Source organism: Cupriavidus sp. IDO (assembly GCF_000812465.1).
Lineage (GTDB): Bacteria > Pseudomonadota > Gammaproteobacteria > Burkholderiales > Burkholderiaceae > Cupriavidus.
In genome coordinates, this window is record NZ_JWMA01000042.1 from 49780 (window position 1) to 74602 (window position 24823).

The following is a 24823-nucleotide window of genomic DNA, read 5'->3' on the forward strand; positions in this document are numbered from 1 at the left end:
TTCTCCAGTGGGATGCGGGGATACCGAAAAGGCCGGACGCCTCTCGTGAAAGCCGCGCCGGCCGGTTGTGCTGCTATGAGCCTATATCGGCCTCAACGGTACCGCAAACACTATTAATACATAAATAACGATTCATTATGGCTATATAACCGACAGCCACCCTGCTGAGGCGCTTACTGGAACGCCTTGTCGTTCGGTGCCGCGAACAGGGCCTTCATGTCGGCGGACAGCGGGTAGTTCATGTTGATGCCGCGCGGCGGGATCGGCGACATGAACCACTTGTTGTAGAGCTTCTCGGCGCGGCCGCTGGTCATCAGGTCGGCCACCACGCCGTCGGCCAGCTTCTTGAACGACGGGTCGTCCTTGCGGAACATGCAGGCGTAATTCTCGGTCTGCAGCGGCGTGCCGACCACGGCCCAGTCGCCTGCGCTCTTGGCCTTGGTGCGCTCGCCGTACAGCAACGGCTCATCCATCACGAACGCCGCCGCACGGCCGGTTTCCAGGATCAGGAAGGACTGTCCGTGATCCTTGGCGCTGATCAGGTTCATGTTCATGGCTTTCTCGCCATTCATCTTGACCAGCAGGCGCTCGCCGGTGGTGCCAGCGGTGGTGACAACGTTGCGGTCCTTCAGGTCCGAGAACTCCTTCACGCCCGAATCCTTCTTTGTCAGCATGCGGATGCCGTAGACGAACAGGCTGTTGGAAAACGCCACCTGCTTCTGGCGCTCCAGGTTGTTGGTGGTGCTGCCGCACTCGATATCGATGGTCCCGTTCTGCACCAGCGGAATGCGGTTCTGCGAAGTGATGGGCGTCAGCCGGACCTGCAGGTTGGGCATCTTCAGGTCGCTCTTCACCTTTTCCACGATCTGCAACAGGATCTCGTGCGAGTAGCCCATCACCTCCTTGCCGTCGGTGTACGAGAACGGAATCGACGATTCGCGATAGCCCAGCGAGATCACGCCGCTGTCCTTGATCTTGCGCAGCGTATCGCCGTCGGCGGCACTGGCGGCGCCTGCGGCCAGCGCAAGCGCGGCGGCGGCGAGTGCGCGGCGGGTGATACGGCGATGCATGCTCGGTTGGCGGGTGTGCAGCTTCTTCATGTGGCGCTCCTTGATGGGGCTTGGTTATTGATGCTCGATGACAGACTTGGCACTGCGAAACTGAAAGACCTTCATGCGGACCGCTTCGATGCCGGCGCGTCCTCCGTGCTGCGGCAATCCGGCATTACGCCAGCGCCGCGCTGAAATCACCGGCATCGACCGCGGGGCGGCGCCCTGCGAGCTGGTCCGCCAACAGGCCGGCGCTGCCCATGGCCAGCGTAAAGCCCAGCGCGCCGTGGCCGAGATTCAGCCACAGACCGCGCAGGCGCGACGGCCCTACCAACGGCGATCCGTCCGGCGTCGCGGGCCGCAGGCCGGCCCACGGCTGCAACTGGGCAACGGGGATATCCGGCACGATGCCATCGAACAAGGCGCGCGTCTGCGTGACCAGCGTATCCACGCGCTCAGGGTCGATGCGGTTGCCGCCGCGCACCAGGTCGGCCATGCCCGCCACGCGCAGCGTATTGCCGATGCGCGCGTAGACGATCTTGTTGGCGAAGTCCGTGACGCTGATATGCGGGGCATGGGCGCCATCCGCGAGCGGCACCGTGATGCTGTATCCCTTGAGCGGCCACAGCATCGGGCGCACACCCAGCGGTCGCAGCAACGGGACGCTACCGATGCCGCCAGCCATCACCACCGCATCGGCCGGAACCACGCCGGTGGCCGTCTTCACACCGGTGACGCGATCGCCTTGCTGCACCAGCCCCTGCACGCTCGTGCCGAATTGCATCGTCACGCCTGAACGCTCGCGCAGCAACCGTGCCAGCGCCAGGCAGAAGCGATGGCAATCGCCGACCTCCTCGCTAGGCGTATAGATCGCGCCCGCGATGTCATGCCGGATGCCGGCCAGTGCCGGCTCCAGCGCCACGCATGCATCGCGATCGAGCGCCTGTTGTTCGCAGCCAAGGCTGGCCTGGTAGTCGAGCAGGCCACATGCCGAATCGAAGGCTGCCGCATCGCGGTGCACGACCAGTTTGCCGCGCCGCGCAAAATCGAAATCCGTGGCCAGTTCGCCGTGGCGGCTTTCACTGGCAACGAAGGCCTGCATCAGGTCGCGCGAGTAGAAGGCCAGCCGCAGCAGCTTGCGCGTGGTGGCCTCGCTGGTGGCCTTATTGCAGGCGCCCATGAAGGCGGCCAGCCAGCGCCACTGCGCCGGGTCGGCTACCGGCCGGAAGCGCATTGGCGAATCGCGCCGCAGCAGCCAGCCGGGCACCTTGGACAGCACGCCCGGCCCCGCCAGCGGCGCCACGTAGCTGTAGCTCAGCTGACCGCCGTTGGCAAAGCTGGTTTCCTCGCCCGGCCCGTCATGCCGCTCCAGGATGGTCACCTCATGGCCGTCTTCGGCCAGGCGCCAGGCGCTGGTCATGCCGACCACGCCGGCGCCCACGATCACTACCCGCATTGCTGTTTGTCCGCTTTTCATCCGATGTGCGCAGCGTAGACCAGCGCGCCCGGCTTGCCCAATGCGAATACGTGCCAGAATATGTCTTTCGGCTATGGATGCTGTCTCTCCGCCCCCGAAGCCATGCGACTGCGACAGATCGAAGTCTTCCGCGCCGTGATGCTGACTGGTACCGTCAGCGAGGCGGCACGCCTGCTCCATGTCTCCCAACCCGTGGTCACGCGCGTGTTGCAGCATGCCGAGGCCTCGCTCGGCTTTCGCCTGTTCGAGCGGGTGCGCGGGCGCCTCCAGGCCACGCCCGAGGCCAATGCGCTCTACGGCGATGTCGAAAGGCTATATGGCGAGGTCGAGCGCGTGCGGCGGGTCTCGGAAAGCCTTCGCCACAAGGGCGCCGGGCGCCTGCGCGTAGCCGCCACCCCCAGCCTGGCCAATCCGCTGCTGGTCCCTGCGGTGCGCCGGTTTTGTGCGCGGCACCCCGATACCCAGGTGCAGGTGCTGACCCACCATACCGACGAAATCGTCGATGCCCTGCTCGCCAACCAGATCGACCTGGGCTTTGCCTTCTCGCCGCCACGCCATGAGGCGATTTCCAGCGAGCCTGTTGCAGGCGGGCGCATGCTGCTGGCGGTACCGCGCACGCAACCGCTGCCGGTGGGCGGGCGGCGCAACGTGGTGCCGATGCACCGGCTGATGGAGCGCCCCTTTATCGGCTATGACGACAACAGCTCGCTCGGCCTGCTGGTGCGGCAAACACTGGCGCGGCACGCGCTGGAGCCGCATTCGACGCTGGAAGTGCAGACCTATTCGCTGGCCCTGGCGCTGGTCGACGCCGGCCTCGGCATGACCCTGCTGGACCAGTACACGGCGCTGAGCGCCAATCCCGAGCGCGTGTCGCTGCATGAAGTGGTGCCGGCGCTGCCGTTCGAGATCCAGCTGCTGCGCGCCAGCCATCGCGCCGCGTCGAGTCTGGTGGACGATATGCGCACGCAGTTTGCCGAAGCGGCGCAGGAGCTTGCCCGGTCGCTGCCGCAACGGCTCGAAGCCCCCGCCGCCAGCTTCGAAGCCGCACCGGCGGCAGTGCCGCGGACACGCGATTGACAGCAGTGAGCCGACTGCACCATTATCAGAGCGCCTATGTTCGTACTGACACTGCTCCTCCTCATCCTGATCAGCGCCTTTTTCTCGATCTCCGAGATCGCGCTGACGGCTGCGCGCCGCACCAAGCTGCAAACCCTGTCGGAACGCGGTGACCGTCGTGCCACCAGGATCCTGCTGCTCAAGGAGGAGCCCGGAAACTTCTTCACCATCGTCCAGATCGGCGTGAACAGCGTGGCCATCCTGGCCGGTATCCTGGGCGAGAAGCATGTTTCCGACTTGGTCTTTGCAGGGCTGTCACCCTATATGGAAGCGGCCAACGCGCAGCGCGTGGCCAATATCGGTTCGTTCCTGATCGTCACGCTGCTGTTCATCCAGTTTGCCGACCTGATCCCCAAGCGGATCGCCATGACCTTTCCGGAAACCTGTGCGCTGGCGGTAATCGATCCGATCCTGACCCTGCTGCGCGTGCTCAAGCCGCTGGTCTATGTGTTCAATGCAGCAGCGGATGCGACGCTGAAGCTGTTCGGCTTGCCCACCAAGCCGGTCGACCAGATCACGACCGAGGACATTGCCGCCATGGTCGATGCAGGCGCCGAAGCCGGCGTGCTGCTCAAGCATGAGATCCACCTGATCGAGAACGTATTCGAGCTCGATTCCAAGAGCGTGACGGCCATCATGACGCCGCGCGACGACGTGGTCTACCTCACCCAGGACGAGCCCGCCGACAGCGTGCGGCGCAAGCTGGTCAGCCAGCCGCACGCGCAGTATCCGGTGTGCGGCCACGACCTGGACGATATCCAGGGCTACATCGATTCCAAGGACATCCTGCAGCTGCTGCTGGCGGACGAGACCGCGGCGGTGATGGACAATATCGGCCGGCACCATGACAAGAACGTGCTGGTGATCCCCGACACGCTGACGCTGTCCGAAGCACTGACGCGTTTTCGCGAGATGCACCAGAACTTTGCGGTGGTGATGAACGAGTACGGGCTGGTGGTCGGCATCGTTACGCTTGACGATATCGTCGGCGCGCTGATGGGCAATATCCTCTACTCCAGCGAAGACGAGCAGATCGTTCGCCGCGACGACAGCTCCTGGCTGGTCGACGGGCTGACGCCGCTGGTGGACCTCAAGAAGGCGCTCGAGCTCGATACACTGCCCGGCGAAGACTACGTGGATACCGCCGCCGGTCTGGTCATCTACGCGCTGAAGCGGATCCCCAAGAAATCCGAATCGATCACCGTGGCGGGCTATCGCTTTGAAGTGCTGGACATCGATCACCACAAGATCGACCAGCTGCTGGTTTCGCGGCTTCCGCAGGGGAAGCCGGACGCGCAGCCCCAGGTGCAGGCATGACGGACGCGCCTGCCTGGCGGTAGCGCGCGATGCGGTCCGGCAAGCTGAACCAGGCCAGATAGCTCCCCACCACCAGCACCGTGGCGGCGGCCACCGCGCCAAGCGGCAGCGCCGGCAGCCTGGCTGGTACATGCAAGGTGCGGTACGCCGTGCCCAGCATCACTACCCAGGCCAGCCCGAGTGCGACCCCTGCCGCCACGTCAGACAGCCAGTGCATGCCCAGGTAGAGCCGCGACAGGCCGATGCAGACGACCGCCATTGCAGTCAGCGCCAGCACCGGAATCCGCACGCGCCACGGCTGGCGCACGCACAGCAGGAATGCCAGGAAGCCATAGGTGACCATGCTGCTGGTCGCGTGGCCGCTGGGAAACGAGTAAGACTCCAGGCCAGTGTAGATGCTTGCGGGCCGCACGCGCTGCAGGCTCAGCTTGAGCACCATCACGCAGGCGCGCGCGCCCAGCAGCGCGCCTGCCCAGTACACCGCCGCGGCCCATGCACGCCGCCACATCAGCCACGCGAACACGACCACGCCCACAGCCACCGAGATGCGGCCGCCGCCAAGCTCGGTCACGGCCACCATCACGGCATCGAGCCAGCCTTGCCGCCACGCCTGCAACTGCGCGAAGACGGCCTGATCCAACAGCACCAGCATCGAGCCTTCGTTGATCTCACCGATCAGCCAGACGAGCACGCCACCGCATGCGAGCAGCAAGGCACCGGCCAGCATCACCAGCAGCAATTCGGCAACATTGCGCTGCAGCGTCCACGACGTCGCGGCCCACAGCCGAGATGTGCCTGTCCGCGACGTCATCGCGCTCAGCCGCGCCACGCGCCAGCCGTCGAGCCGGCGGATCAGCGGACGCAGCACAAACACCAGCAGCGGAACCAGGCACAGGAGAAACAGCAAGACCAGCGTGAACAGGCTCAGCACCGTCAGCAATGCGCCAGGCGTCAGCCAGTCGGCGCCGACGAGCGACGCCCCGTGCTCCACCTGCGCCATTGCCATGTCACGCATGCGATGTTCCCGCGACCCGTTCGATATTGCGGCGCGCCGGCGCTTCGCAATCGGCGAAGGCTTCGGTCTGGAACAGCCGCGGCCGCTGCGCGAGCGTCGTCAGGAATGCCGCCCGACGCTGCATGAACGCCTGCCATAACGCTTCGCCGGCCTGCCCTGTGCGCGCGGCGAGCAGCGGACGATTCTCCTCAAAGACCGCAAGGCTGAAGGCATCGAACGCATCGGCCGGCGCGGCCAGCCGGTACAGGTCGAGATCGAGCACGACGGCGGCATCGGCCACGCCGGCCTCATGCGTTCGCGTATCGAGCACGATTTTCGCGGCCAGCCGGATCGTCTCGCCATCGACGCCGCCCGCCATCGTCTCGATCAGCGCCGCCGAGGCCGCTTCGTTGAATTCGCAGCCCGGCACATAGACTGCGTCATGAAACAGCACCGCCAGTGCCTGGGCCGGGTTCAGCACGATGCTGCGCTCATGCGCCAGGTGGAACATCTCCAGCACATGACGCCGGTCGTGATAGCGGCGATAAGGCGCGTCGTACAACGCGAGCACCTGAAGAACCGACTGACGCGGCAGGAAATCCAGGCAATCCAGCGCACGCGGCCAGTCCGGCGCAAAGCGCGGCACCTCGCCTTCCGGGGTCTGCACGGATTCGCTGAAGACCTCAGCGCTGCGCACCCACAGCAAGGACGGGTCTCGCATCGACTGGTACACCACCGCCGGCGACAGATCGGCCTCCAGGCGGCCGATGCCGACCACGGCATAGGCGCCGCCCTTGTAGTGGCGGTATGGCATGCCGGCCGTCAGACCGGGATCGGTGGGAAGCTCGGCAGGATCGCCTTCGTAGCGCGTGGAGCTGGCTTGCGGTTGGGTCATCGTGCGGCGTCCGGATGGTTCGGCCGGCGCAATGTCATGCCGGCGGAACGCCATGATACGGCGCGCGCGTTCGGGCACCAACAGCCTGCTGTCCTTCCCATGCGTAGTCACGTTGCGTGCGATGCGCCCAGCCAGCACGTCGGCGGCCGCTCGCCGCGGAAAGTCTGCCGCAGAAAAAACAAAACCGACGTCTGCTTTCACAGTACGTCGGTCCGAGTTTAACTACAGATTCTTGCTTGCCCGGCAAGCCGGACAGCTTCTTATATGGCGGAGAGGGTGGGATTCGAACCCACGGTACCGTCGCCGGTACGCCTGATTTCGAGTCAGGTACATTCGACCACTCTGCCACCTCTCCGGTAACTTGGTCGCTTGTGGCGAAACCAACATTATAGCCATGTTCGACCAGTCATTGCAAGAGGCTGGTCGTGACTTTTTACAGCTCCGTTTCCAGTCGCGTGGCGCCGCCCATGTAGGGCTGCAATGCGGCAGGGATGGTCACCGAACCATCGGCGTTCTGGTAGTTCTCCAGGATCGCCACCAGCGTGCGGCCCACTGCCAGGCCGGAGCCGTTGAGCGTGTGCACCAGTTCCGGCTTGCCCTGCCCGACGCGGTAGCGGGCCTGCATGCGGCGCGCCTGGAAATCGCCCATGCTCGAGCACGAGCTGATTTCGCGATAGGTGTTCTGCGCCGGGATCCAGACTTCCAGGTCATAGGTCTTGGTGCTGCCGAAGCCCATGTCGCCGGTGCACAGCACGATGGTGCGGAACGGCAGGTCCAGCTTCTTCAGGATGGCTTCGGCGTGGCCGGTCAGTTGCTCCAGCGCTTCGAACGACTGGTCGGCGGGCACCACCTGGACCAGCTCGACCTTGTCGAACTGGTGCTGGCGGATCATGCCGCGCGTGTCCTTGCCATACGAGCCGGCCTCGGAACGGAAGCACGGCGTATGCGCGACGAAGCGCAGCGGCAGCTTGTCGCCGGCCACGATGGCGTCGCGCACGATGTTGGTCAGCGGTACTTCCGCGGTCGGGATCAGGTAAAAGTTCTCGGTACGCTCGCCGTCCTCGCCGCCGACCTTGCGCGGCACCTTGAACAGGTCTTCCTCGAACTTGGGCAGCTGGCCGGTACCGCGCATGGAAGCGGCATTGACGATGTACGGCACATACATCTCGGTGTAGCCATGCTCTTGCGTATGGGTGTCCAGCATCAGCTGCACCAGCGCACGGTTCATGCGTGCGATGCCGCCGCGCAGCATGGAGAAGCGCGAACCGGTCACCTTGGCCGCAGTGTCGAAGTCCAGGCCGAGCTTTTCGCCCACATCGACGTGATCGCGGACCTCGAAGTCGAACTTGCGCGGCTCGCCGACGCGGCGCACTTCCACGTTCTGGGTTTCGTCATTGCCCACCGGCACGGATTCGTGTGGCAGGTTCGGGATGGACAGCATGGTGTCCGACAACTGCGCCTGAATCTCTTCCAGGCGTGCCGCCGATGCCTTGAGCGCGTCGCCAATGCCGCCCACTTCCGCCATCACGGCCGAGGCGTCTTCGCCCTTGCCCTTGAGCATGCCGATCTGCTTGGACAGGCTGTTGCGGCGGGCCTGCAGCTCCTCGGTCTGCGTCTGCAGTTGCTTGCGTTCGGTTTCGAGCGCCTGGAAAGCCGCTACGTCGAGTTGGAAGCCACGCGTGGCAAGGCGTTGCGCCACGGCGTCGATGTCTTTGCGGAACAGCTGGATGTCGAGCATGTTGCGGTGTGGGGAGGTGCTGAGCCGGCAACATGCCGGCGGACCCGCCATTTTACTGCACCGGCGGGCCTCCCCGCGACCAAACTGGCGCGCAACGCAGCCTTATTCCCCGCCTTTGCCCTTCGCCTTCTGCTCGCGATGCCAGGCGTCGTCCAGTTCTCGCAGGTGCCGCAGCTTGTCGCCGATCTTCCCCTCCAGCCCGCGCGGCGTGGGCTGGTACCAGCCCTGGGCCTTGAGGTCGTCGGGGAAATAGTGCTCGCCGGCGGCATAGGCTTCCGGCTCGTCATGCGCATACCGGTAGGCGTGCCCGTAGCCCAGTTCCTTCATCAGCTTGGTCGGCGCGTTGCGCAAATGGACCGGCACCGGCCGCGACTTGTCCTTGGCAACGAAGGCCCGCGCCGCGTTATACGCGTTGTAGCCGGCATTGGACTTGGGCGCGATCGCCAGGTAGATCACCGCCTGCGCCAGCGCCAGCTCGCCTTCAGGCGAACCAAGCCGCTCATAGGTTTCCGCCGCGTCCAGGGTGATGCGGGCGGCACGCGGATCGGCCAGGCCGATGTCTTCCCATGCCATGCGCACGATGCGTCGCGCGAGATAGCGCGGGTCGGCGCCGCCGTCGAGCATCCGGCAGAACCAGTACAGCGCGCCGTCCGGGTCCGAGCCGCGCACCGACTTGTGCAGCGCGCTGATCTGGTCGTAGAAAGCGTCGCCGCCCTTGTCGAAGCGGCGCAGGTTCTCCGACAAGGCGCTGCCGAGGAGCGGCGTATCGATCTCCGCCGCACCGGCATTGCGCGCCGCGCGCGCGACGATCTCGATATTGTTCAGCAGCTTGCGGCCGTCGCCATCGGCGGAGCCCACGATCAGCTTCAGCGCCTCGTCCTGCCAGGTCAGCCCGCCCAGCTCTTCGCTTGCGCGCAGCGACAGCTGCGTCAGCTCGGCGTCATCGAGGCTCTTCAGCACATACACGGCCGCGCGCGACAGCAAGGCACCGTTGACCTCGAACGAGGGGTTCTCGGTGGTGGCGCCGATGAAGGTAAACAGGCCGCTTTCCACGTGCGGCAGGAAGGCGTCCTGCTGGCTCTTGTTGAAGCGGTGCACCTCATCGACAAACACCAGCGTGCGCCGCCCATGGGCGCGGTATTGCTCGGCCCGCTCGACCGCTTCGCGAATGTCCTTGACGCCGGACAGCACAGCCGACAGCGCGATGAATTCGGCATCGAAAGCATCCGCCATCAGCCGCGCCAGCGTGGTCTTGCCCACGCCCGGCGGGCCCCACAGGATCATCGAATGCGGCTCGCCGGACTCGAACGCCACGCGCAGCGGCTTGCCCGGCCCCAGCAGGTGCTGCTGGCCGATCACCTCGTCGATATTGCGCGGACGAAGACGCTCGGCGAGCGGTTGCCTGGAACGGTCGGAAGTATCGGAAAACAGCGTGTCCGCCACGGTATTCAAGCCTCGTAATCCCAATCAGTACGGGCGGTGCCGATGTTTGCCGGTCGCGCCCGCGGAACGCCACAGTGTAGACCATCGGCCCCGAGCCTATCGGGCGACGGCCCGAAACCCACCACGTCCTCCACTTCCATCCGGATGCCGATGCGCTGCTCCCGCTCAAGTTCTGCGCCCGCCTGCCGATAGGCAGAAGTGGCCCGGCATGGTCCGGGAATATCAGGCGAGGCACCATCGCCCGCCATGCAGGCCAAAAAGGACGGGGGTCTAATGCTGCGATATCACATCCTGCTGTTCAAGATGAACCGGATGGTCAGCCGCAATAAACTGAGCGGTGTGGAAGAGGTGTCGCTGGCCGGGCAGCTCGCTGAGATGCTGGACACACAAGAGTCTGCCGAGCGCGTCGTGTCCGACCTATTTGATCACGCGAACCCGCAGGTTCGAAGGATTGCACTAAGCGCAATCCGCCGCTCGCGCCAGTTTGCCGCGCCGAGCCTGGCTGCCGCACTGGTGCGCCGCATGGCGGATGCCGAACCGCAGCTGCGACACGATGCCGTGTGGATCGTGCAGGAAAGCAAGATGGACGGGGCCGAACTGCGCGCTGCGCTGCGCCGACTCGCGGGCAAAGTGCAAATGCCCTGGGACGCGGAACGCGCGCGCGCCAACCCGTCGGACCTCACCCTGCAGGCGCAGGTGCGGGCCCGGCAAACGCTGGACAAACTGCTGGAAAAGAGCGCCGCGGAGCGCAACATGGCGCTCGCCACCACGGCGCTTGGCGTAGTGGCCGGGCAGCCTTACGCCGACGGCACCGTGGGGCACGTTCGGCTCGTGCACCGCGCACTTATTCGCCGGCAAGCCGGACGCAAGCTCGACAGCAGCGTGAAGCTCACCTTCCGCAAGGTCGAACCAACGCCCGTCACCGGCAACAAGCGCTTCCTGCTCTAAGAGCTGGCGCCGCCCGTCCGTACGGGTGGTGTCAAACAATAGTGATTCACGTTTATGGCGCGAAATCACATTTCCGTCATCTGGTGCAGCCCTAGGTGGAGGGTCGGGGCAGGCGATGTCAGCCGCGCCGCATCCAGACCACCTTGCCATCCTTGATGCCAAGCGTACGGCGCTGAGGGTTGTAGTCCATGGTGCCGGGAAACTGCTTGCCATCGCGCTCGCCCAGCCGCCAGGCGCAGCCCTGGAGGAGGCCGACGGCCTCGGCTTCGGTCTTCCCGATCAGCGTGTCATCGGCCATCTTGTCTGCCGGGCAGCCTTCCGGCGTGCCGCGGGCACCTTGCGGGCCCGGCACCGGCGCTGGCGCCGACGTCGGCGTATCGGCCGATTGTGCGGCGCAGCCCGCCAGCAGCGCGCTGCCAACCATGATGCAGGCCAGAAGGGGCCGGATACGGCGGCCAGTCCCGGTTCGGATTGCGGTCATGTTGTTCCCCTGAATTTCGTATGCGGATTCTCCGACACATGAAGCGCCGCAGCGTTCAGTTTCTTTGTGCGCCGATCTGAATTCTTTATTTACGGCCGCACGACAGGCCGCTTGCAGGCAACATGGCACGACTTTGATCCGGATGAACCGTTGCAAAAGGTGTGCGTGCTATCTAGGTTCGAGGAGCCAGGCGCACGGCCGTGCCGCCACGCCCCCGGCCGCTGTCGAGCCTGACAGCCGCGCCGAACCGGCGCCAAGCGCGCACTCCGTGGGAGAAACGTATGACCGCAATGATGAAAGCCGCCGTCTTTGTCGCGCCCGGCAGGATCGAACTGGCAGACAAGCCGATTCCTGACGTCGGCCCCAACGATGCGCTGGTGCGCATCACCACCACCACGATCTGCGGCACCGATGTCCACATCCTGAAAGGCGAATACCCGGTCGCCAGGGGGCTGACGGTCGGCCACGAGCCCGTGGGCGTTATCGAGAAGCTCGGCAGCGCCGTGGTCGGCTACCAGGAAGGCCAGCGCGTGATCGCCGGGGCCATCTGCCCCAACTTCAATTCCTATGCCGCGCAGGACGGCGTGGCCTCGCAGGACGGCAGCTACCTGGTGCCGCAAGGCCTGTGCGGTTGCCACGGCTACAAGGCCACCGCAGGCTGGCGTTTCGGCAACCTGATCGACGGCACGCAGGCGGAATACGTGCTGGTGCCCGATGCGCAGGCCAACCTCGCGCCGATTCCGGACGGCCTCACTGACGAGCAGGTACTGATGTGCCCGGACATCATGTCCACCGGCTTCAAGGGGGCGGAGAATGCCAACATCCGCATCGGCGACACGGTCGCGGTATTCGCGCAGGGGCCGATCGGGCTGTGCGCCACGGCCGGCGCGCGGCTTTGCGGCGCCACCACCATCATCGCCATTGACGGCAATGACCACCGCCTCGACATCGCCCGGAAGATGGGGGCGGACGTCACGCTGAATTTCCGTACGTGCGATGTGGTCGACGAAATCATGAAGCTGACCGGCGGGCGCGGCGTGGATGCCTCGATCGAGGCGCTGGGCACGCAATCGACCTTCGAGTCCTCGCTGCGCGTGCTCAAGCCGGGCGGCACGCTGTCCAGCCTGGGCGTCTATTCCAGTGACCTGACGATTCCGCTGTCGGCCTTTGCCGCTGGCCTGGGCGACCACAAGATCAACACCGCCCTGTGCCCGGGGGGCAAGGAACGCATGCGAAGGCTGATCAACGTGATCGAATCCGGCCGCGTCGACCTCGGACTGCTGGTCACGCACAACTACAAGCTGGATGACATCGTGGCGGCCTACGAGTTGTTCGCCAATCAGAGCGACGGCGTGCTGAAGGTGGCGGTCAAGCCGCACTGAGTACGGCCGGTTGTCGCGCGAACGCGCATCGGCCGAGAGAAGCGGGTTTCCGGCCCACCCGAAGGGCTGGCGTAAAGTGTCCGGGCTGCAGCCCTGCGGTCCGCGACTGTTTTCTCACCTGTCCAGATGGAGGCTGCCAACCATGGCCATCACCAACCGCATCCGAAAGAAGAAGCAATATCGCAAAGCCGTACTGAAGCTGCGAGCGGCCATCAAACGTGGCGACGAAGAGGCGATCCGGACCCGGCGCGAGAAACTCAAGGCGTTGCCGGTTCCGCGCCAGCGCTACGCGCACCAGGCGACCGCAGCCTGACCTTGCTCCTGCTGAGCCGGCTGGCCCGGCTCAGCCCTTGGCGCGGTCCACCAGCGTCTTCATGGCGTCCGCCGGCAGCGGACCATGGCAAGTCCGTTCCCCGCCGGCTTCGCTGACAACCAGCCAGACCTGTCCGGGCGATGCAGTGGGATGCATCAGCCAGGCCGGTCCACGCGCGCTGCCGCTGGGCGGAAGATTTTCCAGGACGCCCGTGCTGGTCGATTGCAGCATGACCGCGCAGTCCGTCGCCGGCAACCTGGTTGCCGCCAGGAAGCCCGTATTGCCCAGCACTTCGGGCAGCGCCGTGTCGGATGCGCGCAGGAAGGAATCGACATCGAATTTGCCGCCGCCAGCCGCGCCGGTGGCGCATGCAGCGATGGCCAGCGCAGCGGCGCAGGCGGCAACCGAGCCCGTGGCCCGACGGGCATGTCCGGCCAGGCCGGTTCCAGACGTATCCATGTCGACCCTCATTGCTTCATCACGTCGGCGCCCTTGGGCACCGTGAACCGGAAAGCATCGGCCGGCAGCGCCGGGTTCTTCTGCATGGCCGAAAAGGTCAGCAGCGTGGTGTTGCCGAAGGCGTCGCGCAACTCCATCGCCTCCAGGTTGCCCCCCTTGAAGCCGATGCCGATGCGCTCGAACTGCGTGTCCCTGGCTTTCGGCGTCAGTTCCAGCCACTCCACGCCGTCGCGGGTCGGGCCGTTCTTCACCACGAAGTTCTTCTCCAGGTCATTGCTGCCGAACAGGATGGCGGCCGGGCTCGAACCGAGCGCGCCGTCGAGCTTGCGCTCGGTGACCTGGTTCAGGTCCTTGTCGTAGATATACAGCGTCTGGCCGTCGGCCTGCAGGAGCTGATCGTAAGGCTTGGTGTAGCGCCACGTGAATTTGCCCGGGCGCGAGAACACGAATGTGCCGCTCGATGTGCCAGTCACCTTTAGGGTATCGCCCTGCCCCTTCACCTGCCGTTGCGTGAATTCACCCCTGGCGCTCTTGACGCCCGAGACGAAGCTCTGGAGCTGGTCGGTGGCCGCGGCCAGTGCCATGGGCGCGTGCAGCGCGAACATGGCCAGCGCGGCGCAGGCCGACACGATGAAGCGGTTTCGCATGGTTCAGGTCCTTGCTTGATGGAAGACGTGGCACGCCGCCGCTGATGCCTGTTGCGGCGTAGCGCGACCTGTCCGGTTAGAGTGCGCAGGCGCGCCGGGATTCCGCCCCGCGGCCGCCACCGGGTAACCGCATGTTACCGCTCATCTTGCCGCCGATGTTACCGATACGGCGCTCACTCTTCGTCGCGGGCAGCCCCGGGCTGCACCAGGATGTCGCGGTTGCCGTTGCCCGACATCGCAGACACCAGGCCCGCCTTCTCCATGTCTTCCAGCAGCCGCGCGGCGCGGTTGTAGCCGATACGCAGGTGCCGCTGCACCAGCGAGATCGAGGCGCGCCGGTTCTTCAGCACCACGTCGACCGCCTGGTCATACAGCGGATCGGCCTCGCCGCCTCCGCCGCCGATGCCCGCGCCGCCGCCAAAGCCATCGCCGCCGGCGGCGTCATCGGTCAGGCCGCCTTCGAGAATGCCCTCGATATAGTTGGCCTCGCCGGACTCCTTGAGCTTCTCCACCACGCGGTGCACTTCTTCGTCGGAGACAAAGGCGCCGTGCACGCGAATCGGCAGCCCGGTGCCCGGCGCCAGGTAGAGCATGTCGCCCATGCCCAGCAGCGCTTCTGCGCCCTGCTGGTCGAGGATGGTGCGCGAATCGATCTTGCTGCTGACCTGGAAGGCGATCCGGGTCGGCACGTTGGCCTTGATCAGGCCGGTAATGACATCCACCGACGGACGCTGCGTGGCCAGCACCAGGTGCAGCCCCGCCGCGCGCGCCTTCTGCGCGATCCGAGCGATCAGCTCTTCCACCTTCTTGCCCACCACCATCATCAGGTCGGCCAGCTCGTCGATGACGATCACGATCATCGGCAGTTTGTCGAGCGGCTCCGGCGCATCCGGTGTCAGGCTGAACGGATTGGGGATCTTTTCTTCCCTGGCCGCCGCCTCGTCGATCTTCTTGTTGTAGCCGGCCAGGTTGCGCACGCCCAGCTTGCTCATCAGCTTGTAGCGGCGCTCCATCTCGCCGACCGCCCAGTTGAGCGCGTTGCCGGCCTGCCGCATGTCGGTCACGACCGGGCACAGCAGGTGGGGGATGCCCTCGTAGACACTCATTTCGAGCATCTTCGGATCGATCAGGATCAGGCGGACGCTTTCCGCCTTGGCCTTATACAGCAGCGACAGGATCATGGCGTTGATCCCGACCGACTTGCCCGAGCCGGTGGTGCCGGCCACCATGCAGTGCGGCATCTTGGCGAGGTCCGCCACCATCGGCTTGCCGGCGATGTCCTTGCCCAGCGCCATGGTCAGGTTCGATGCGCTCTCGTTGTAGATCTGCGAACCGAGGATTTCCGACAGGCGCACGGTCTGGCGCTTCGGGTTGGGCAGTTCCAGCCCCATGTAGTTCTTGCCCGGGATGGTCTCCACCACGCGGATCGATACCAGCGACAGCGAACGCGCCAGGTCGCGCGCCAGGTTGACCACCTGGCTGCCCTTGACGCCGGTGGCCGGCTCGATCTCGTAGCGGGTAATGACCGGGCCCGGATAAGCCGCCACCACCTTGACCTCGACACCGAAGTCCTTGAGCTTCTTCTCGATCAGGCGCGAGGTGAATTCCAGCGTCTCGGCGCTGACGGTTTCCTGGTGCGCCGGGATCGGATCGAGCAGCGACAGCGGCGGTAGATCCGAATCCTGGATGTCGGCAAACAGCGGCTGCTGCTTCTCGCGCTCCACTCGCTCGTGCTTGGGCACGGCCTGCGGGCGCACGATCTGCACCGGCGTGGCTTCCTCGATCCGCACCCGCTGCACCTCAACCGTCTCGGTACGCTCGACCTTGGCGGCGGCGCCGATGGCCCGGTCCTGCTTGCTTTCGCGGCGCGCCTTGAAGCCAAGGAACAGCGTCTCGACAAAGCCGCCGATATGCTCGGCAACCGACAGCCACGAGAAATGGAAGAACAGCGACAGCCCGATCGCCAGCAGCAACAGCAGCAGCAGCGTGGCGCCGGTGAAGCCGAGCGCGACCTGCATCCAGCCGCCCAGCAGGTCGCCCAGCACGCCGCCCGGCGCGCGCGGCAGCGCGGCGCGCAGCGGATACATGCGGATCGCCTCCAGGCCCATGCTGGAGAACAGGGTCAGCCCAAAGCCGATCCAGCTGACGGTCACGCCGTGGCGATGCTCCTCGCGCCCGGGCAGCTCGGCCATCAGCGAGCGCCAGCCGCGCCAGCAGCGCCGGATCAGCAGCACCGCCCACCAGTAGGCCGAGAAGCCGAAGATGAAGAACAGCACATCGGCCAGCCAGGCGCCGACGCGCCCGCCGAGGTTGTGGATATCCGCCACCTGGTTGGCATGCGACCAGCCCGGATCGGCCTTGCTGTAGCTCGCGAGCACGCACAGGAAGCCGAGTGTGACCGCCAGGAGCAGGAACCAGCGCACCTCGCCAAGCAGTTTGCCAATGCGCGAAGGCAGCGCAGACGGATCGGTCCGGGTTGTCGTGGTAGCTCTGGCCATGCCTTGAAGGAGTTAGCTTGCAGGTGATCGTGGCGGCCATTTTAACTTGGCAAGGGACTATCGCCGCCATTGGAATTTGCAACAGTGGGCAAATGCGGCTCCTCTTATAATGTCGGTTTCGAGTAATGCCGGTGCGCACCAAGACGCACTGGCCACAGGAACGCATCATGGCAAAACACGCAAAAGTGCTGATTCTCGGATCCGGTCCCGCCGGTTACACCGCCGCTGTCTATGCAGCCCGCGCCAACCTGGAGCCGGTCCTGATCACCGGCCTCGCCCAGGGCGGCCAGCTGATGACCACCACGGACGTCGAGAACTGGCCTGGCGATGCCAAGGGCGTCCAGGGTCCCGAGCTGATGCAGCGCCTGCTGGCCCACGCCGAGGAATTCAAGACCGAAATCATCTTCGATCACATCCACACCGCAAAGCTGGTGGACGAGCACGGCCAGCCGGCCCGGCCCTTCCGCCTGATCGGCGATGCCGGCGAATACACCTGTGACGCCCTGGTCATCGCCACCGGCGCCTCCGCACAGTATCTCGGCCTGCCGTCGGAAGAATCGTTCATGGGCAGGGGCGTGTCGGCCTGCGCCACCTGTGACGGCTTCTTCTACAAGAACCAGGAAGTCGCCGTGGTCGGTGGCGGCAATACCGCGGTGGAAGAGGCGCTGTACCTGTCGCACATCGCCAGCAAGGTCACCGTGATCCACCGCCGCGACACCTTCCGTGCCGAGCCCATCCTGATCGACCGCCTGCTCAAGCGCCAGCAGGAAGGCCGCGTAGAGATCCGCTACAACACCGTGCTGGACGAAGTGCTCGGCGACGACTCCGGCGTGACCGGCATGCAGATCCGCAATTCGCAGACCGGCCAGACCGAGCAGGTCAAGCTGTCGGGCGTGTTCATCGCCATCGGCCACAAGCCCAATACGGACCTGTTCGAGGGCCAGCTGGACATGCACAACGGCTACCTCGTCACCAAGTCCGGACTGGCCGGCGACGCCACCGCCACCAGCATCCCGGGCGTGTTTGCAGCTGGCGACGTGCAGGACCACATTTACCGCCAGGCCATCACCAGCGCCGGCACCGGCTGCATGGCCGCGCTGGACGCCCAGCGTTTCGTCGAAGCCCTGAAGTAACACCCCTCCGGCCCGGCCGTCCTGGCCGGGCCTTGCGGCCCAGCCCTCCCGCTGTGCCCGATCCCCTCTGGATATAATCCTGCCGAGCCACCGGAGATTTCGATGACGCACGGCGCCAGCAAACCCCACCGTCCGACCAAGCGCTTTGGCCTGAACGACCTGTCCGGGCTGCGCGACACCCTCAAGGCAGACACCGAGCGCCGCGAAGCCGAGCGCCTGGCCGCCGAGCAGGCCGCCCAGCGCGCCCGCGAGGAAGCCAACGTCTTCCGCAGCACCGTGGGCCAGGTCAGCCAGTTGCGCGACCGCAACCGCGCCGCGCTACCGCCCAGCAAGCCCGCGCCCGTACCGGTGCAGTCGCAGATGAACGACAAGGCCGTGCTGCAGGCCTCGCTGTCCGACGAGTTCGATGTCGAGAGCCTGCTTGAAACGGATGAGACCCTGTCCTTCCGGCGCCCCGGCATCGGCATGGACGTGATCCGCAAGCTGCGCCGCGGCGAATGGGTGCCGCAGGACAAGGTGGACCTGCACGGCCTTCGCAGCGACGAGGCGCGCGAGGCGCTGGCCGAATTCCTGCGCCGCTCCGTGCGCAACGGCGTGCGCTGCGTGCGCGTGATCCACGGCAAGGGCCTGGGCTCGCCCGACAAGCTGCCCGTGCTCAAGGGCAAGGTGCGCAGCTGGCTGGTGCAGAAGGAGGAGGTCATCGCCTTCGTACAGGCACGCGAGGCCGAAGGCGGCGCCGGCGCCCTGATGGTCCTGCTGCGCCAGCCCCGCGCCTGATGCACCTTCCGCTCGAATTGCTGGTGGGGCGGCTGCCCCTGGTCCTCCATGCGATGGAGGTGATCGGCGTGCTTTCGTTCGCGGTCTCGGGCGTGGTAGACGCCCGCAAGCAGCGCCTGGACGTGGTCGGCACCTTCGTGGTGGCGTTTGCCACGGCATTCGGCGGCGGCACGGTGCGCGACGTGCTGCTGGACCGGCGCCCCTTTTACTGGGTCGACCACGAAGGCTATGTGCTGCTGATCTTCGTGATGTCTTTCGGCGCCTCGTTCGTCTTCCGCGTGGTGAGCCGGGCGGTCTCGGACCGCACCATGATCGTGGCCGATGCGATCGGCCTGGGACTGTTCTCGGTCACGGGCGCCTCGCTGGCCCTGGTGGCCCAGATGACGCCAACCGTAGCCGTCATGATGGGCATCATCTCCGCCGTGTTCGGCGGCGTGGTGCGGGACGTGCTGTGCAATGAAGTGCCGATGATCCTGCGCGACCGCTCGCCCTATGCCACCTGCTCCTTCGTCGGCTGCTGGGTCTACGTGGGCCTGACGTGGATGCAGGCGCAGCAGGAAGTGGCCCTGCTGGCAGGCGCGGTGATCATCGTTGCCATGCGCCTGGTGTCGGTGCAGTACGGCTGGAAGCTGCCGAGCTGAAAACAAAAACGCCGCCTCGCGGGCGGCGCTGCATCAATCTCGCTGTCGAAGCCTCAGACCGCGGCTTCGTCCTGCTCGCCGGTGCGGATGCGGATCACGCGCTCGATCTCGGTGACGAAGATCTTGCCGTCGCCGATCTTGCCGGTGTGCGCAGCCTTGACGATGGCGTCGAGCACGGTGTCCAGCTGGTTCTCCGCGACCACCACTTCGATCTTGATCTTGGGCAGGAAGTCGACCACATACTCGGCGCCACGGTAGAGCTCGGTGTGGCCCTTCTGCCGGCCAAACCCCTTGACTTCGGTCACCGTCAGACCGGTCACGCCGACGTCCGCGAGGGATTCACGCACTTCGTCGAGTTTGAACGGTTTGATGATGGCGGTAATCTGCTTCATGACTGGCCCCTGGTTATAGTCGTTGGTGACGCGCCGCTAACACCTATATCGCCTGCAGCGCGAAAAGATGACGTCTCTCGAGTTGCATTTTACCAGTCATTTGCGCGAATCCCTTGTAGCTCGGGCCGCCGCGCCGCTCGCCGTATGTACGCCAGCGCGCACCCGGGCGAGCCGTTCACACGCCGCACGGCTGTGGATAAGTCTGTGGAAACTTCAGGGAAAAGCTGTGAAGAATCCATGAGACGCCGGCATCACCAGCGCTAACTTTATCCCGGCGGTTGCCCACCTCGATCAGTCCGGCACCTTCTCCAGGTCCTTGAGCCACACCACCGATTCCGAATCACTCGGCGCACGCCAGTCGCCGCGCGGCGACAGTGACCCGCCGGAACCCACCTTGGGCGCGTTGGGGATGCACGACCGCTTGAACTGGCTCGTGCGGAAGAAGCGATCCAGGAAGATGCCGAGATAGCGCTTGATGTCCGCCAGGCCGTACTCGTTGCGCGCCACGTGTGGGCCGTTCGGCCAGTTGCCGCGCTCGCGGTCGCCCCAGGCGTGCAAGGCCAGGAAAGCCACCTTTGAAGGCGCAAAGCCAAAGCGCAGCGTGTAGTACAGGTTGAAGTCCTGCAGCTCGTAAGGGCCGATCGTGCTTTCCGTCTTCTGCTCCGGACCATGACTGGAATCGCCGGGCACCAGCTCCGGGCTGATATCGGTATCGAGCACGCTGATCAGCACATCGGAGCCGCCCTCGCCCACCTGCCCGGTTTCCGCCACCCAGCGCACCAGGTGCGAAATCAGCGTCTTCGGCACGCTCGCGTTCACGTTGTAGTGCGACATGTGGTCGCCCACGCCGTAGGTGCACCAGCCCAGCGCCAGTTCGCTCAGGTCGCCGGTGCCGATCACGATGGCATGGTTGTGATTGGCCAGCCGGAACAGGTGGTTGGTGCGCTCGCCGGCCTGGACGTTCTCGAACGTCACGTCATAGACCTTTTCGCCCGATGCATAGGGATGGCCCAGATCCTTGAGCATCGCCATGCAGCTCGGGCGGATATCGATCTCCCTGGCCGTGCATCCGACCAGCTCCATCAGCTGGCGCGCCTGCTTGAGCGTGCGGTCGCTGGTCGCGAAGCCCGGCATCGTATAGGCCAGGATATTGGCGCGCGGCAGGTTGAGCCGGTCCATGGCCTTGGCGCATACCAGCAGCGCGTGGGTGGAGTCGAGCCCGCCCGACACGCCGATCACGACCTTCCTGATATTGCTGGCCGACAGCCGCTGCACCAGCGCCTGGACCTGGATGTTGTAGACCTCGTTGCAGCGCGCGTCGCGTTGCTTCGGGTCGGCCGGCACGTACGGGAAGCGTGCCACGTTGCGCTCCAGCGGCAGCGGCTTGTCCAGCGCCATGTCAAGCGCGAAGCGGACCACGCGGAACTTGTCGACTTCCGCCTTGTGCCGGCGCACCGAGTGGCCGAAGGTCACCTGGTGCATGCGCTCGCGCGAAAGCCGCTCGACGTCGACATCGGCGCAAAGCAGGTGCGAGGTGTCGGCAAAGCGCTCGGATTCCGCCAGCAGCTCGCCGTTCTCGCAGATCAGCGCCTGCCCGTCCCACGCCAGGTCGGTGGAAGACTCCCCCTTGCCGGCGGACGTGTACAGGTAGGCGGCCAGGCATCGCGCGGACTGCTGGGAGACCAGCTGGTGCCGGTAGCCCGCCTTGCCAACCACGATGTTCGATGCGGACAGGTTGACCAGCACCGTCGCCCCGGCCAGCGCCGCGAATGACGAAGGCGGGATCGGCACCCACACGTCTTCGCAGATTTCCGCGTGGAAGCGGAAGTCCGGGATGTTCTCGATATCGAACAGCAGCCCGGCGCCGAACGGCACGTCCTGCCCGAGCAGCCGGACGGAGTCGGTCGCGGCATTGTCGGCGGCGCTGAACTGGCGTGCCTCGTAGAACTCCCAGTAGTTCGGCAGGTAGGACTTCGGCACCACGCCCTGTACGCGCCCCCGCGCGACAACCACGGCGCAGTTGAACAACTGGTGCTCCACACGCAGCGGCATGCCGACGATCAGTGCCGCCGGAATCCGGCGCGACGCCTCGACAATGGCGGCCAGCGCCTCTTCGCAGGCTTCCAGCAGCGCGCGCTGGTGGAACAGGTCGTCGCAGGTGTAGGCGGAGATCCCGAGCTCCGGGAACGCAACCAGCACGGCGCCCTTCTTCGCCGCCTGCGTCGCCAGCGCAATTGTTTCACTGGCATTGAAGGCCGGGTCGGCTACCCGGCAGACAGGCACGCCCACCGCGACACGCGCAAAGCCGTGGGAATACAGGTTGAAAAAAGGGTTCTTCATATCGGGCCTTGGTTTCCTGACCATGCAGCACGCAGGCGGGCCGCCGGAGGCATCCGCGGATGCGTCGTCGGAGGGTTCTGGTGACGAGATTGCACCATTTTACGACGACCGCAACGCCCTCGCCGGCCGCCGCAGCAATGCCGCATCGTTTCCGGTAGACTCGACCGGACTGGCCGAGGCCGGCAACCACTCAAGACGGGAACAGGTGCAATGCAGTCCGAATCATGCGTGCCCGGCGACGGCAAGCCGGCGCGACAAAGCCGCAAGGCCGCAGGCGATCCTGCACAGGAATACCGTACCGAGATCGTCGCCGACCTGGCCGAGATCGATCCGGCCGCCTGGGATGCGCTCGTGGCCCGCCACCCGGACGCCACGCCTTTCCTGAAGCACGCCTTCCTGCACGCCCTGCACGCCAGTGGCAGCGCCTGCGGCGAGACCGGCTGGAACCCGCGCTACCTGACGTTGTGGGCACCGGGCGCGGGCGGCCAGCCGGAACGGCTCGCGGCAGCCATGCCGCTTTACGCCAAGACGCACTCGTACGGCGAATACGTGTTCGACTGGGCATGGGCCGATGCCTATGCGCGCAACGGCATCGAGTACTACCCCAAATGGCTGGCAGCGATTCCCTTCACGCCGGTGCGTGGCGCACGGCTGCTGGCCGAAGGCGCCCACGTGCGCCGCCTGCTGCTGCAGGTCGCGCTCGCGCTGGCCGCCGAGAGCCAGATGTCGTCGCTGCATATCCTGTTTCCCGATGACACGGAAGCCGACCTGATGCAGCAGGCCGGCATGCTGATGCGGCACGGCGTGCAGTTCCACTGGACCAATGACGGCTACCGCAGCTTCGACGATTTCCTCGCCACGCTGTCGCAGAAGAAGCGCAAGAACATCCGCGCCGAGCGCCGGCAGGTCGCGCAGGCCGGCATCACCTTCCGCCGCCTGCGTGGCGCGGAGATCGACGACGACGCGTGGAAATTCTTCAACCGGTGCTATCGCCAGACCTACCGCGAGCACCATTCCACGCCCTACCTGAACCTGGATTTCTTCCGGCGCATCGGTGCCAGCATGCCGCAGCACCTGCTGCTGGTGATCGCCGAGCGCGCAGGCCAGCGCATCGCCAGCTCACTGGTGGTCTATGACGACGCCCCCGAAGTCAGCACGCTCTATGGCCGCTACTGGGGCGCCCTGGAATACCACGCCTGCCTGCACTTCGAGACTGCGTACTACCAGCCACTGGAGTTCTGCATCGAGCAGGGGATAGGCACCTTCGAAGGCGGCGCGCAGGGCGAGCACAAGTTGGCGCGCGGATTCCTGCCGGTGCCGACGCGCTCGGCCCACTGGCTGGCGCATCCCGCGTTTGCCGATGCTGTGGAGCGCTTCCTCGAGCGGGAACGCCAGGGCATCGACGCCTACCTGGATGAACTGGGCGAACGCAATCCGTTCGCCCGCTCCTGAGGCGGGTCCGCGACTAGCGCCAGATCCGGCGCAGCGTGTTATCGCCGAGCATGTAGTGGTGGAACAGCGCCGCCATCGCATGCAGGCCTATCACGAGATAGAACGCCGTCCCGATCGTCTCGTGGATCTCCTTCAGCAGATCCTTGAGCCCCGGGTCCGTGCCGACCACTGCGGGCAAATCAATGCCCAGCACCGGCAGCGTCAGCAGGTGTCCGCCGGCGTTGACGGTCAGCAGGCCCAATACCGGCTGCGCCAGGATGAAGGCATACAGCACCCAGTGCATCGCTTCGCCGGCCCAGTGCATCCAGCGCGGGCCGGGCTCCGGGGCCGGCGCGCCGCGCACCAGGCGCCAGAGCAGGCGCGGCGCGGCGAGCACCAGCACCAGCATGCCGGCCCATTCATGCACGGACATGGCCAGCGAGCGCGTGGGCGCGCCCTTGGGGAAAAAGCCCTTCAGCTCGATTGCGGCATACGCGGCAGCCACCAGCAGGAACACCGCCCAGTGGAAAAACCTTGCGAGCCGGTCATAGCGGCGGCTTGCCTCCAGCGGAAATGACATGGCTTGCAGAGGCTGTACTCGCTTCATGGGGAATCCTCTTGTTGGGAACGCAATCAGCGTAACGCAACGAACCTGAACGCCAGCTAACTGCGGTCAAGCAGCCGGCAATAAAAAACCCCGCCGCGGCGGGGTTCGTTCAGCGCCGGTTCAGCCGGCGCCGCATGTGCAGCCAAATTACTTCTTGTAGTTCGCCACGCCGTCCGTGATTTCCTTGTGGGCTTCCTCGATGCCGGCCCAGCCGTCCACCTTGACCCACTTTCCGGCTTCGAGTGCCTTGTAATGCTCAAAGAAGTGCTTGATCTGGTCGAGCAGGTTCTGCGGCACGTCCGACAGGCCCTTCATGAAGGCGGTGGCCGGCGACAGCTTGTCCAGCGGCACGGCGATCAGCTTGGCGTCCACGCCCGACTCATCGGTCATCTTCAGCATGCCGAGTGCGCGGCAGCGCACGACGGCGCCGGCCAGGATCGGGAACGGCGAGACCACCAGCACGTCAACCGGATCGCCGTCGCCCGACAGCGTCTGCGGGATGAAGCCATAGTTGGCCGGATAGCGCATGCCGGTACCGATGAAACGGTCCACGAACAGCAGGCCGGTTTCCTTGTCGGCCTCATACTTCACCGGATCGCTCTGGGCGGAGATCTCGATGATGACGTTGAAATCGTTGGGGATGTCCTTGCCCGGGGAGACGAGATTGAAGCTCATGCGGTTCTCCAGATGCCTGCGCTGTGTTGTTGGATGGCGGGCATTATAGCGGTTCAAGCCTGACCGGAGG

General features: G+C 65.6%; 23 protein-coding genes and 1 tRNA gene. 9 read left to right on the plus strand and 15 right to left on the minus strand.

The annotated features are described in order from the left end of the window. Window positions 1–173: 173 nt before the first annotated feature. Together RM96_RS14060 and RM96_RS14065 are read right to left on the minus strand one after the other, a co-directional pair. Window positions 174–1100, minus strand: a complete 927-nt coding sequence (locus RM96_RS14060) for a glutamate/aspartate ABC transporter substrate-binding protein (protein WP_039011330.1) — start codon at window positions 1098–1100, stop codon at window positions 174–176. A 124-nt stretch (window positions 1101–1224) separates the two neighbouring features. Further along, window positions 1225–2505, minus strand: a complete 1281-nt coding sequence (locus RM96_RS14065) for a D-amino acid dehydrogenase (protein WP_039011332.1) — start codon at window positions 2503–2505, stop codon at window positions 1225–1227. Window positions 2506–2628: 123 nt separating this feature from the next. On the opposite strand from RM96_RS14065, the gene RM96_RS14070 reads away from it, so the two are divergent. After that, window positions 2629–3603 (plus strand): LysR substrate-binding domain-containing protein, encoded by a 975-nt coding sequence (locus tag RM96_RS14070; protein WP_039011334.1) that lies wholly within the window; start codon window positions 2629–2631, stop codon window positions 3601–3603. Window positions 3604–3639: 36 nt separating this feature from the next. Then, window positions 3640–4959: a hemolysin family protein gene (locus tag RM96_RS14075; protein ID WP_039011335.1), complete on the plus strand. Its 1320-nt coding sequence runs from the start codon at window positions 3640–3642 to the stop codon at window positions 4957–4959. On the opposite strand, the gene RM96_RS37105 is transcribed toward RM96_RS14075, so the two are convergent. The 5 genes from RM96_RS37105 to RM96_RS14100 form a co-directional block, all read right to left on the minus strand. Continuing rightward, the gene (locus RM96_RS37105) at window positions 4841–5974 is read right to left on the minus strand and encodes a phosphatase PAP2 family protein (RefSeq protein ID WP_082016547.1); all 1134 of its coding nucleotides are present in this window, start codon (window positions 5972–5974) and stop codon (window positions 4841–4843) included. The genes RM96_RS14075 and RM96_RS37105 overlap by 119 nt on opposite strands. Beyond that, window positions 5967–6848, minus strand: coding sequence for a DUF1653 domain-containing protein (locus RM96_RS14085; RefSeq protein ID WP_039011448.1), 882 nt, complete (start codon window positions 6846–6848; stop codon window positions 5967–5969). The genes RM96_RS37105 and RM96_RS14085 overlap by 8 nt, the downstream gene beginning before the upstream one ends. A gap of 265 nt (window positions 6849–7113) precedes the next feature. Further along, window positions 7114–7203 (minus strand) — tRNA-Ser (locus RM96_RS14090). Window positions 7204–7281: 78 nt separating this feature from the next. Further along, window positions 7282–8586: a serine--tRNA ligase gene (gene serS, locus RM96_RS14095; protein WP_039011339.1), complete on the minus strand. Its 1305-nt coding sequence runs from the start codon at window positions 8584–8586 to the stop codon at window positions 7282–7284. A 102-nt stretch (window positions 8587–8688) separates the two neighbouring features. After that, the gene (locus RM96_RS14100; protein WP_052279508.1) at window positions 8689–10029 is read right to left on the minus strand and encodes a replication-associated recombination protein A; all 1341 of its coding nucleotides are present in this window, start codon (window positions 10027–10029) and stop codon (window positions 8689–8691) included. A gap of 246 nt (window positions 10030–10275) precedes the next feature. On the opposite strand from RM96_RS14100, the gene RM96_RS14105 reads away from it, so the two are divergent. Then, window positions 10276–10977, plus strand: a complete 702-nt coding sequence (locus RM96_RS14105) for a hypothetical protein (protein ID WP_238587267.1) — start codon at window positions 10276–10278, stop codon at window positions 10975–10977. Window positions 10978–11095: 118 nt separating this feature from the next. On the opposite strand, the gene RM96_RS14110 is transcribed toward RM96_RS14105, so the two are convergent. Continuing rightward, window positions 11096–11401, minus strand: a complete 306-nt coding sequence (locus tag RM96_RS14110) for a hypothetical protein (protein ID WP_052279509.1) — start codon at window positions 11399–11401, stop codon at window positions 11096–11098. Between the two features lie 338 nt (window positions 11402–11739). On the opposite strand from RM96_RS14110, the gene RM96_RS14115 reads away from it, so the two are divergent. Next, on the plus strand, window positions 11740–12840 hold the full coding sequence (locus RM96_RS14115) for an NAD(P)-dependent alcohol dehydrogenase (RefSeq protein ID WP_039011343.1): 1101 nt from the start codon (window positions 11740–11742) through the stop codon (window positions 12838–12840). 142 nt (window positions 12841–12982) lie between these two features. Then, window positions 12983–13153 carry a hypothetical protein gene (locus RM96_RS39355; RefSeq protein WP_193752453.1) on the plus strand — a complete coding sequence of 57 codons (171 nt, stop codon included), beginning with the start codon at window positions 12983–12985 and terminating at the stop codon, window positions 13151–13153. Window positions 13154–13183: 30 nt separating this feature from the next. Here RM96_RS39355 and RM96_RS14120 read toward each other — a convergent pair whose 3' ends face one another. From RM96_RS14120 to RM96_RS14130, 3 genes are all read right to left on the minus strand, one after another. Continuing rightward, window positions 13184–13612 (minus strand): hypothetical protein, encoded by a 429-nt coding sequence (locus RM96_RS14120; protein ID WP_063925985.1) that lies wholly within the window; start codon window positions 13610–13612, stop codon window positions 13184–13186. 8 nt (window positions 13613–13620) lie between these two features. Then, on the minus strand, window positions 13621–14259 hold the full coding sequence (lolA, locus tag RM96_RS14125; protein ID WP_039011345.1) for an outer membrane lipoprotein chaperone LolA: 639 nt from the start codon (window positions 14257–14259) through the stop codon (window positions 13621–13623). A 173-nt stretch (window positions 14260–14432) separates the two neighbouring features. Continuing rightward, on the minus strand, window positions 14433–16757 hold the full coding sequence (locus RM96_RS14130; protein WP_039011347.1) for a DNA translocase FtsK: 2325 nt from the start codon (window positions 16755–16757) through the stop codon (window positions 14433–14435). A 167-nt stretch (window positions 16758–16924) separates the two neighbouring features. Between RM96_RS14130 and trxB the strand changes: the two genes are divergently transcribed. The 3 genes from trxB (at window position 16925) to RM96_RS14145 (ending at window position 19308) form a co-directional block, all read left to right on the plus strand. Then, entirely contained in the window at window positions 16925–17890 is a 966-nt protein-coding gene (gene trxB / locus RM96_RS14135) for a thioredoxin-disulfide reductase (RefSeq protein WP_039011460.1), read from the plus strand. A gap of 102 nt (window positions 17891–17992) precedes the next feature. Continuing rightward, on the plus strand, window positions 17993–18667 hold the full coding sequence (locus tag RM96_RS14140) for a Smr/MutS family protein (RefSeq protein WP_039011349.1): 675 nt from the start codon (window positions 17993–17995) through the stop codon (window positions 18665–18667). Continuing rightward, complete coding sequence (locus tag RM96_RS14145; RefSeq protein WP_039011351.1) at window positions 18667–19308, plus strand: trimeric intracellular cation channel family protein; 642 nt, start codon at window positions 18667–18669, stop codon at window positions 19306–19308. Before RM96_RS14140 ends, RM96_RS14145 begins: the two co-directional genes overlap by 1 nt. A gap of 53 nt (window positions 19309–19361) precedes the next feature. Here RM96_RS14145 and glnK read toward each other — a convergent pair whose 3' ends face one another. Both glnK and RM96_RS14155 read right to left on the minus strand, forming a co-directional pair. Continuing rightward, a complete protein-coding gene (gene glnK / locus RM96_RS14150) occupies window positions 19362–19700 on the minus strand; it encodes a P-II family nitrogen regulator (RefSeq protein WP_039011353.1) in 339 nt (112 codons plus the stop codon). 291 nt (window positions 19701–19991) lie between these two features. Then, window positions 19992–22040 carry an NAD(+) synthase gene (locus RM96_RS14155; RefSeq protein ID WP_039011354.1) on the minus strand — a complete coding sequence of 683 codons (2049 nt, stop codon included), beginning with the start codon at window positions 22038–22040 and terminating at the stop codon, window positions 19992–19994. A gap of 210 nt (window positions 22041–22250) precedes the next feature. Here RM96_RS14155 and RM96_RS14160 point away from each other — a divergent pair, with 210 nt between their 5' ends. Continuing rightward, window positions 22251–23492 (plus strand): GNAT family N-acetyltransferase, encoded by a 1242-nt coding sequence (locus tag RM96_RS14160; RefSeq protein ID WP_039011355.1) that lies wholly within the window; start codon window positions 22251–22253, stop codon window positions 23490–23492. A gap of 13 nt (window positions 23493–23505) precedes the next feature. Here the strand turns inward: RM96_RS14160 and RM96_RS14165 are convergent, their stop codons facing one another. Then, entirely contained in the window at window positions 23506–24078 is a 573-nt protein-coding gene (locus RM96_RS14165; protein WP_039011356.1) for a cytochrome b, read from the minus strand. 147 nt (window positions 24079–24225) lie between these two features. Beyond that, window positions 24226–24753 carry an inorganic diphosphatase gene (gene ppa, locus RM96_RS14170; RefSeq protein WP_039011358.1) on the minus strand — a complete coding sequence of 176 codons (528 nt, stop codon included), beginning with the start codon at window positions 24751–24753 and terminating at the stop codon, window positions 24226–24228. Between the last annotated feature and the right edge of the window lie 70 nt (window positions 24754–24823).

What these genes read in the sequence shown, in the direction of transcription:
- RM96_RS14060 (WP_039011330.1), bottom strand. Translation starts at nt 1,100, where the DNA reads ATGAAGAAGCTGCACACCCGCCAACCGAGCATGCATCGCCGTATCACC.
- RM96_RS14065 (WP_039011332.1), bottom strand. Translation starts at nt 2,505, where the DNA reads ATGCGGGTAGTGATCGTGGGCGCCGGCGTGGTCGGCATGACCAGCGCC.
- RM96_RS14070 (WP_039011334.1), top strand. Translation starts at nt 2,629, where the DNA reads ATGCGACTGCGACAGATCGAAGTCTTCCGCGCCGTGATGCTGACTGGT.
- RM96_RS14075 (WP_039011335.1), top strand. Translation starts at nt 3,640, where the DNA reads ATGTTCGTACTGACACTGCTCCTCCTCATCCTGATCAGCGCCTTTTTC.
- RM96_RS37105 (WP_082016547.1), bottom strand. Translation starts at nt 5,974, where the DNA reads ATGCGTGACATGGCAATGGCGCAGGTGGAGCACGGGGCGTCGCTCGTC.
- RM96_RS14085 (WP_039011448.1), bottom strand. Translation starts at nt 6,848, where the DNA reads ATGACCCAACCGCAAGCCAGCTCCACGCGCTACGAAGGCGATCCTGCC.
- serS (WP_039011339.1), bottom strand. Translation starts at nt 8,586, where the DNA reads ATGCTCGACATCCAGCTGTTCCGCAAAGACATCGACGCCGTGGCGCAA.
- RM96_RS14105 (WP_238587267.1), top strand. Translation starts at nt 10,276, where the DNA reads ATGCAGGCCAAAAAGGACGGGGGTCTAATGCTGCGATATCACATCCTG.
- RM96_RS14110 (WP_052279509.1), bottom strand. Translation starts at nt 11,401, where the DNA reads ATGGTTGGCAGCGCGCTGCTGGCGGGCTGCGCCGCACAATCGGCCGAT.
- RM96_RS14115 (WP_039011343.1), top strand. Translation starts at nt 11,740, where the DNA reads ATGACCGCAATGATGAAAGCCGCCGTCTTTGTCGCGCCCGGCAGGATC.
- RM96_RS39355 (WP_193752453.1), top strand. Translation starts at nt 12,983, where the DNA reads ATGGCCATCACCAACCGCATCCGAAAGAAGAAGCAATATCGCAAAGCC.
- RM96_RS14120 (WP_063925985.1), bottom strand. Translation starts at nt 13,612, where the DNA reads ATGGATACGTCTGGAACCGGCCTGGCCGGACATGCCCGTCGGGCCACG.
- lolA (WP_039011345.1), bottom strand. Translation starts at nt 14,259, where the DNA reads ATGCGAAACCGCTTCATCGTGTCGGCCTGCGCCGCGCTGGCCATGTTC.
- RM96_RS14130 (WP_039011347.1), bottom strand. Translation starts at nt 16,757, where the DNA reads ATGGCCAGAGCTACCACGACAACCCGGACCGATCCGTCTGCGCTGCCT.
- trxB (WP_039011460.1), top strand. Translation starts at nt 16,925, where the DNA reads ATGGCAAAACACGCAAAAGTGCTGATTCTCGGATCCGGTCCCGCCGGT.
- RM96_RS14140 (WP_039011349.1), top strand. Translation starts at nt 17,993, where the DNA reads ATGACGCACGGCGCCAGCAAACCCCACCGTCCGACCAAGCGCTTTGGC.
- RM96_RS14145 (WP_039011351.1), top strand. Translation starts at nt 18,667, where the DNA reads ATGCACCTTCCGCTCGAATTGCTGGTGGGGCGGCTGCCCCTGGTCCTC.
- glnK (WP_039011353.1), bottom strand. Translation starts at nt 19,700, where the DNA reads ATGAAGCAGATTACCGCCATCATCAAACCGTTCAAACTCGACGAAGTG.
- RM96_RS14155 (WP_039011354.1), bottom strand. Translation starts at nt 22,040, where the DNA reads ATGAAGAACCCTTTTTTCAACCTGTATTCCCACGGCTTTGCGCGTGTC.
- RM96_RS14160 (WP_039011355.1), top strand. Translation starts at nt 22,251, where the DNA reads ATGCAGTCCGAATCATGCGTGCCCGGCGACGGCAAGCCGGCGCGACAA.
- RM96_RS14165 (WP_039011356.1), bottom strand. Translation starts at nt 24,078, where the DNA reads ATGAAGCGAGTACAGCCTCTGCAAGCCATGTCATTTCCGCTGGAGGCA.
- ppa (WP_039011358.1), bottom strand. Translation starts at nt 24,753, where the DNA reads ATGAGCTTCAATCTCGTCTCCCCGGGCAAGGACATCCCCAACGATTTC.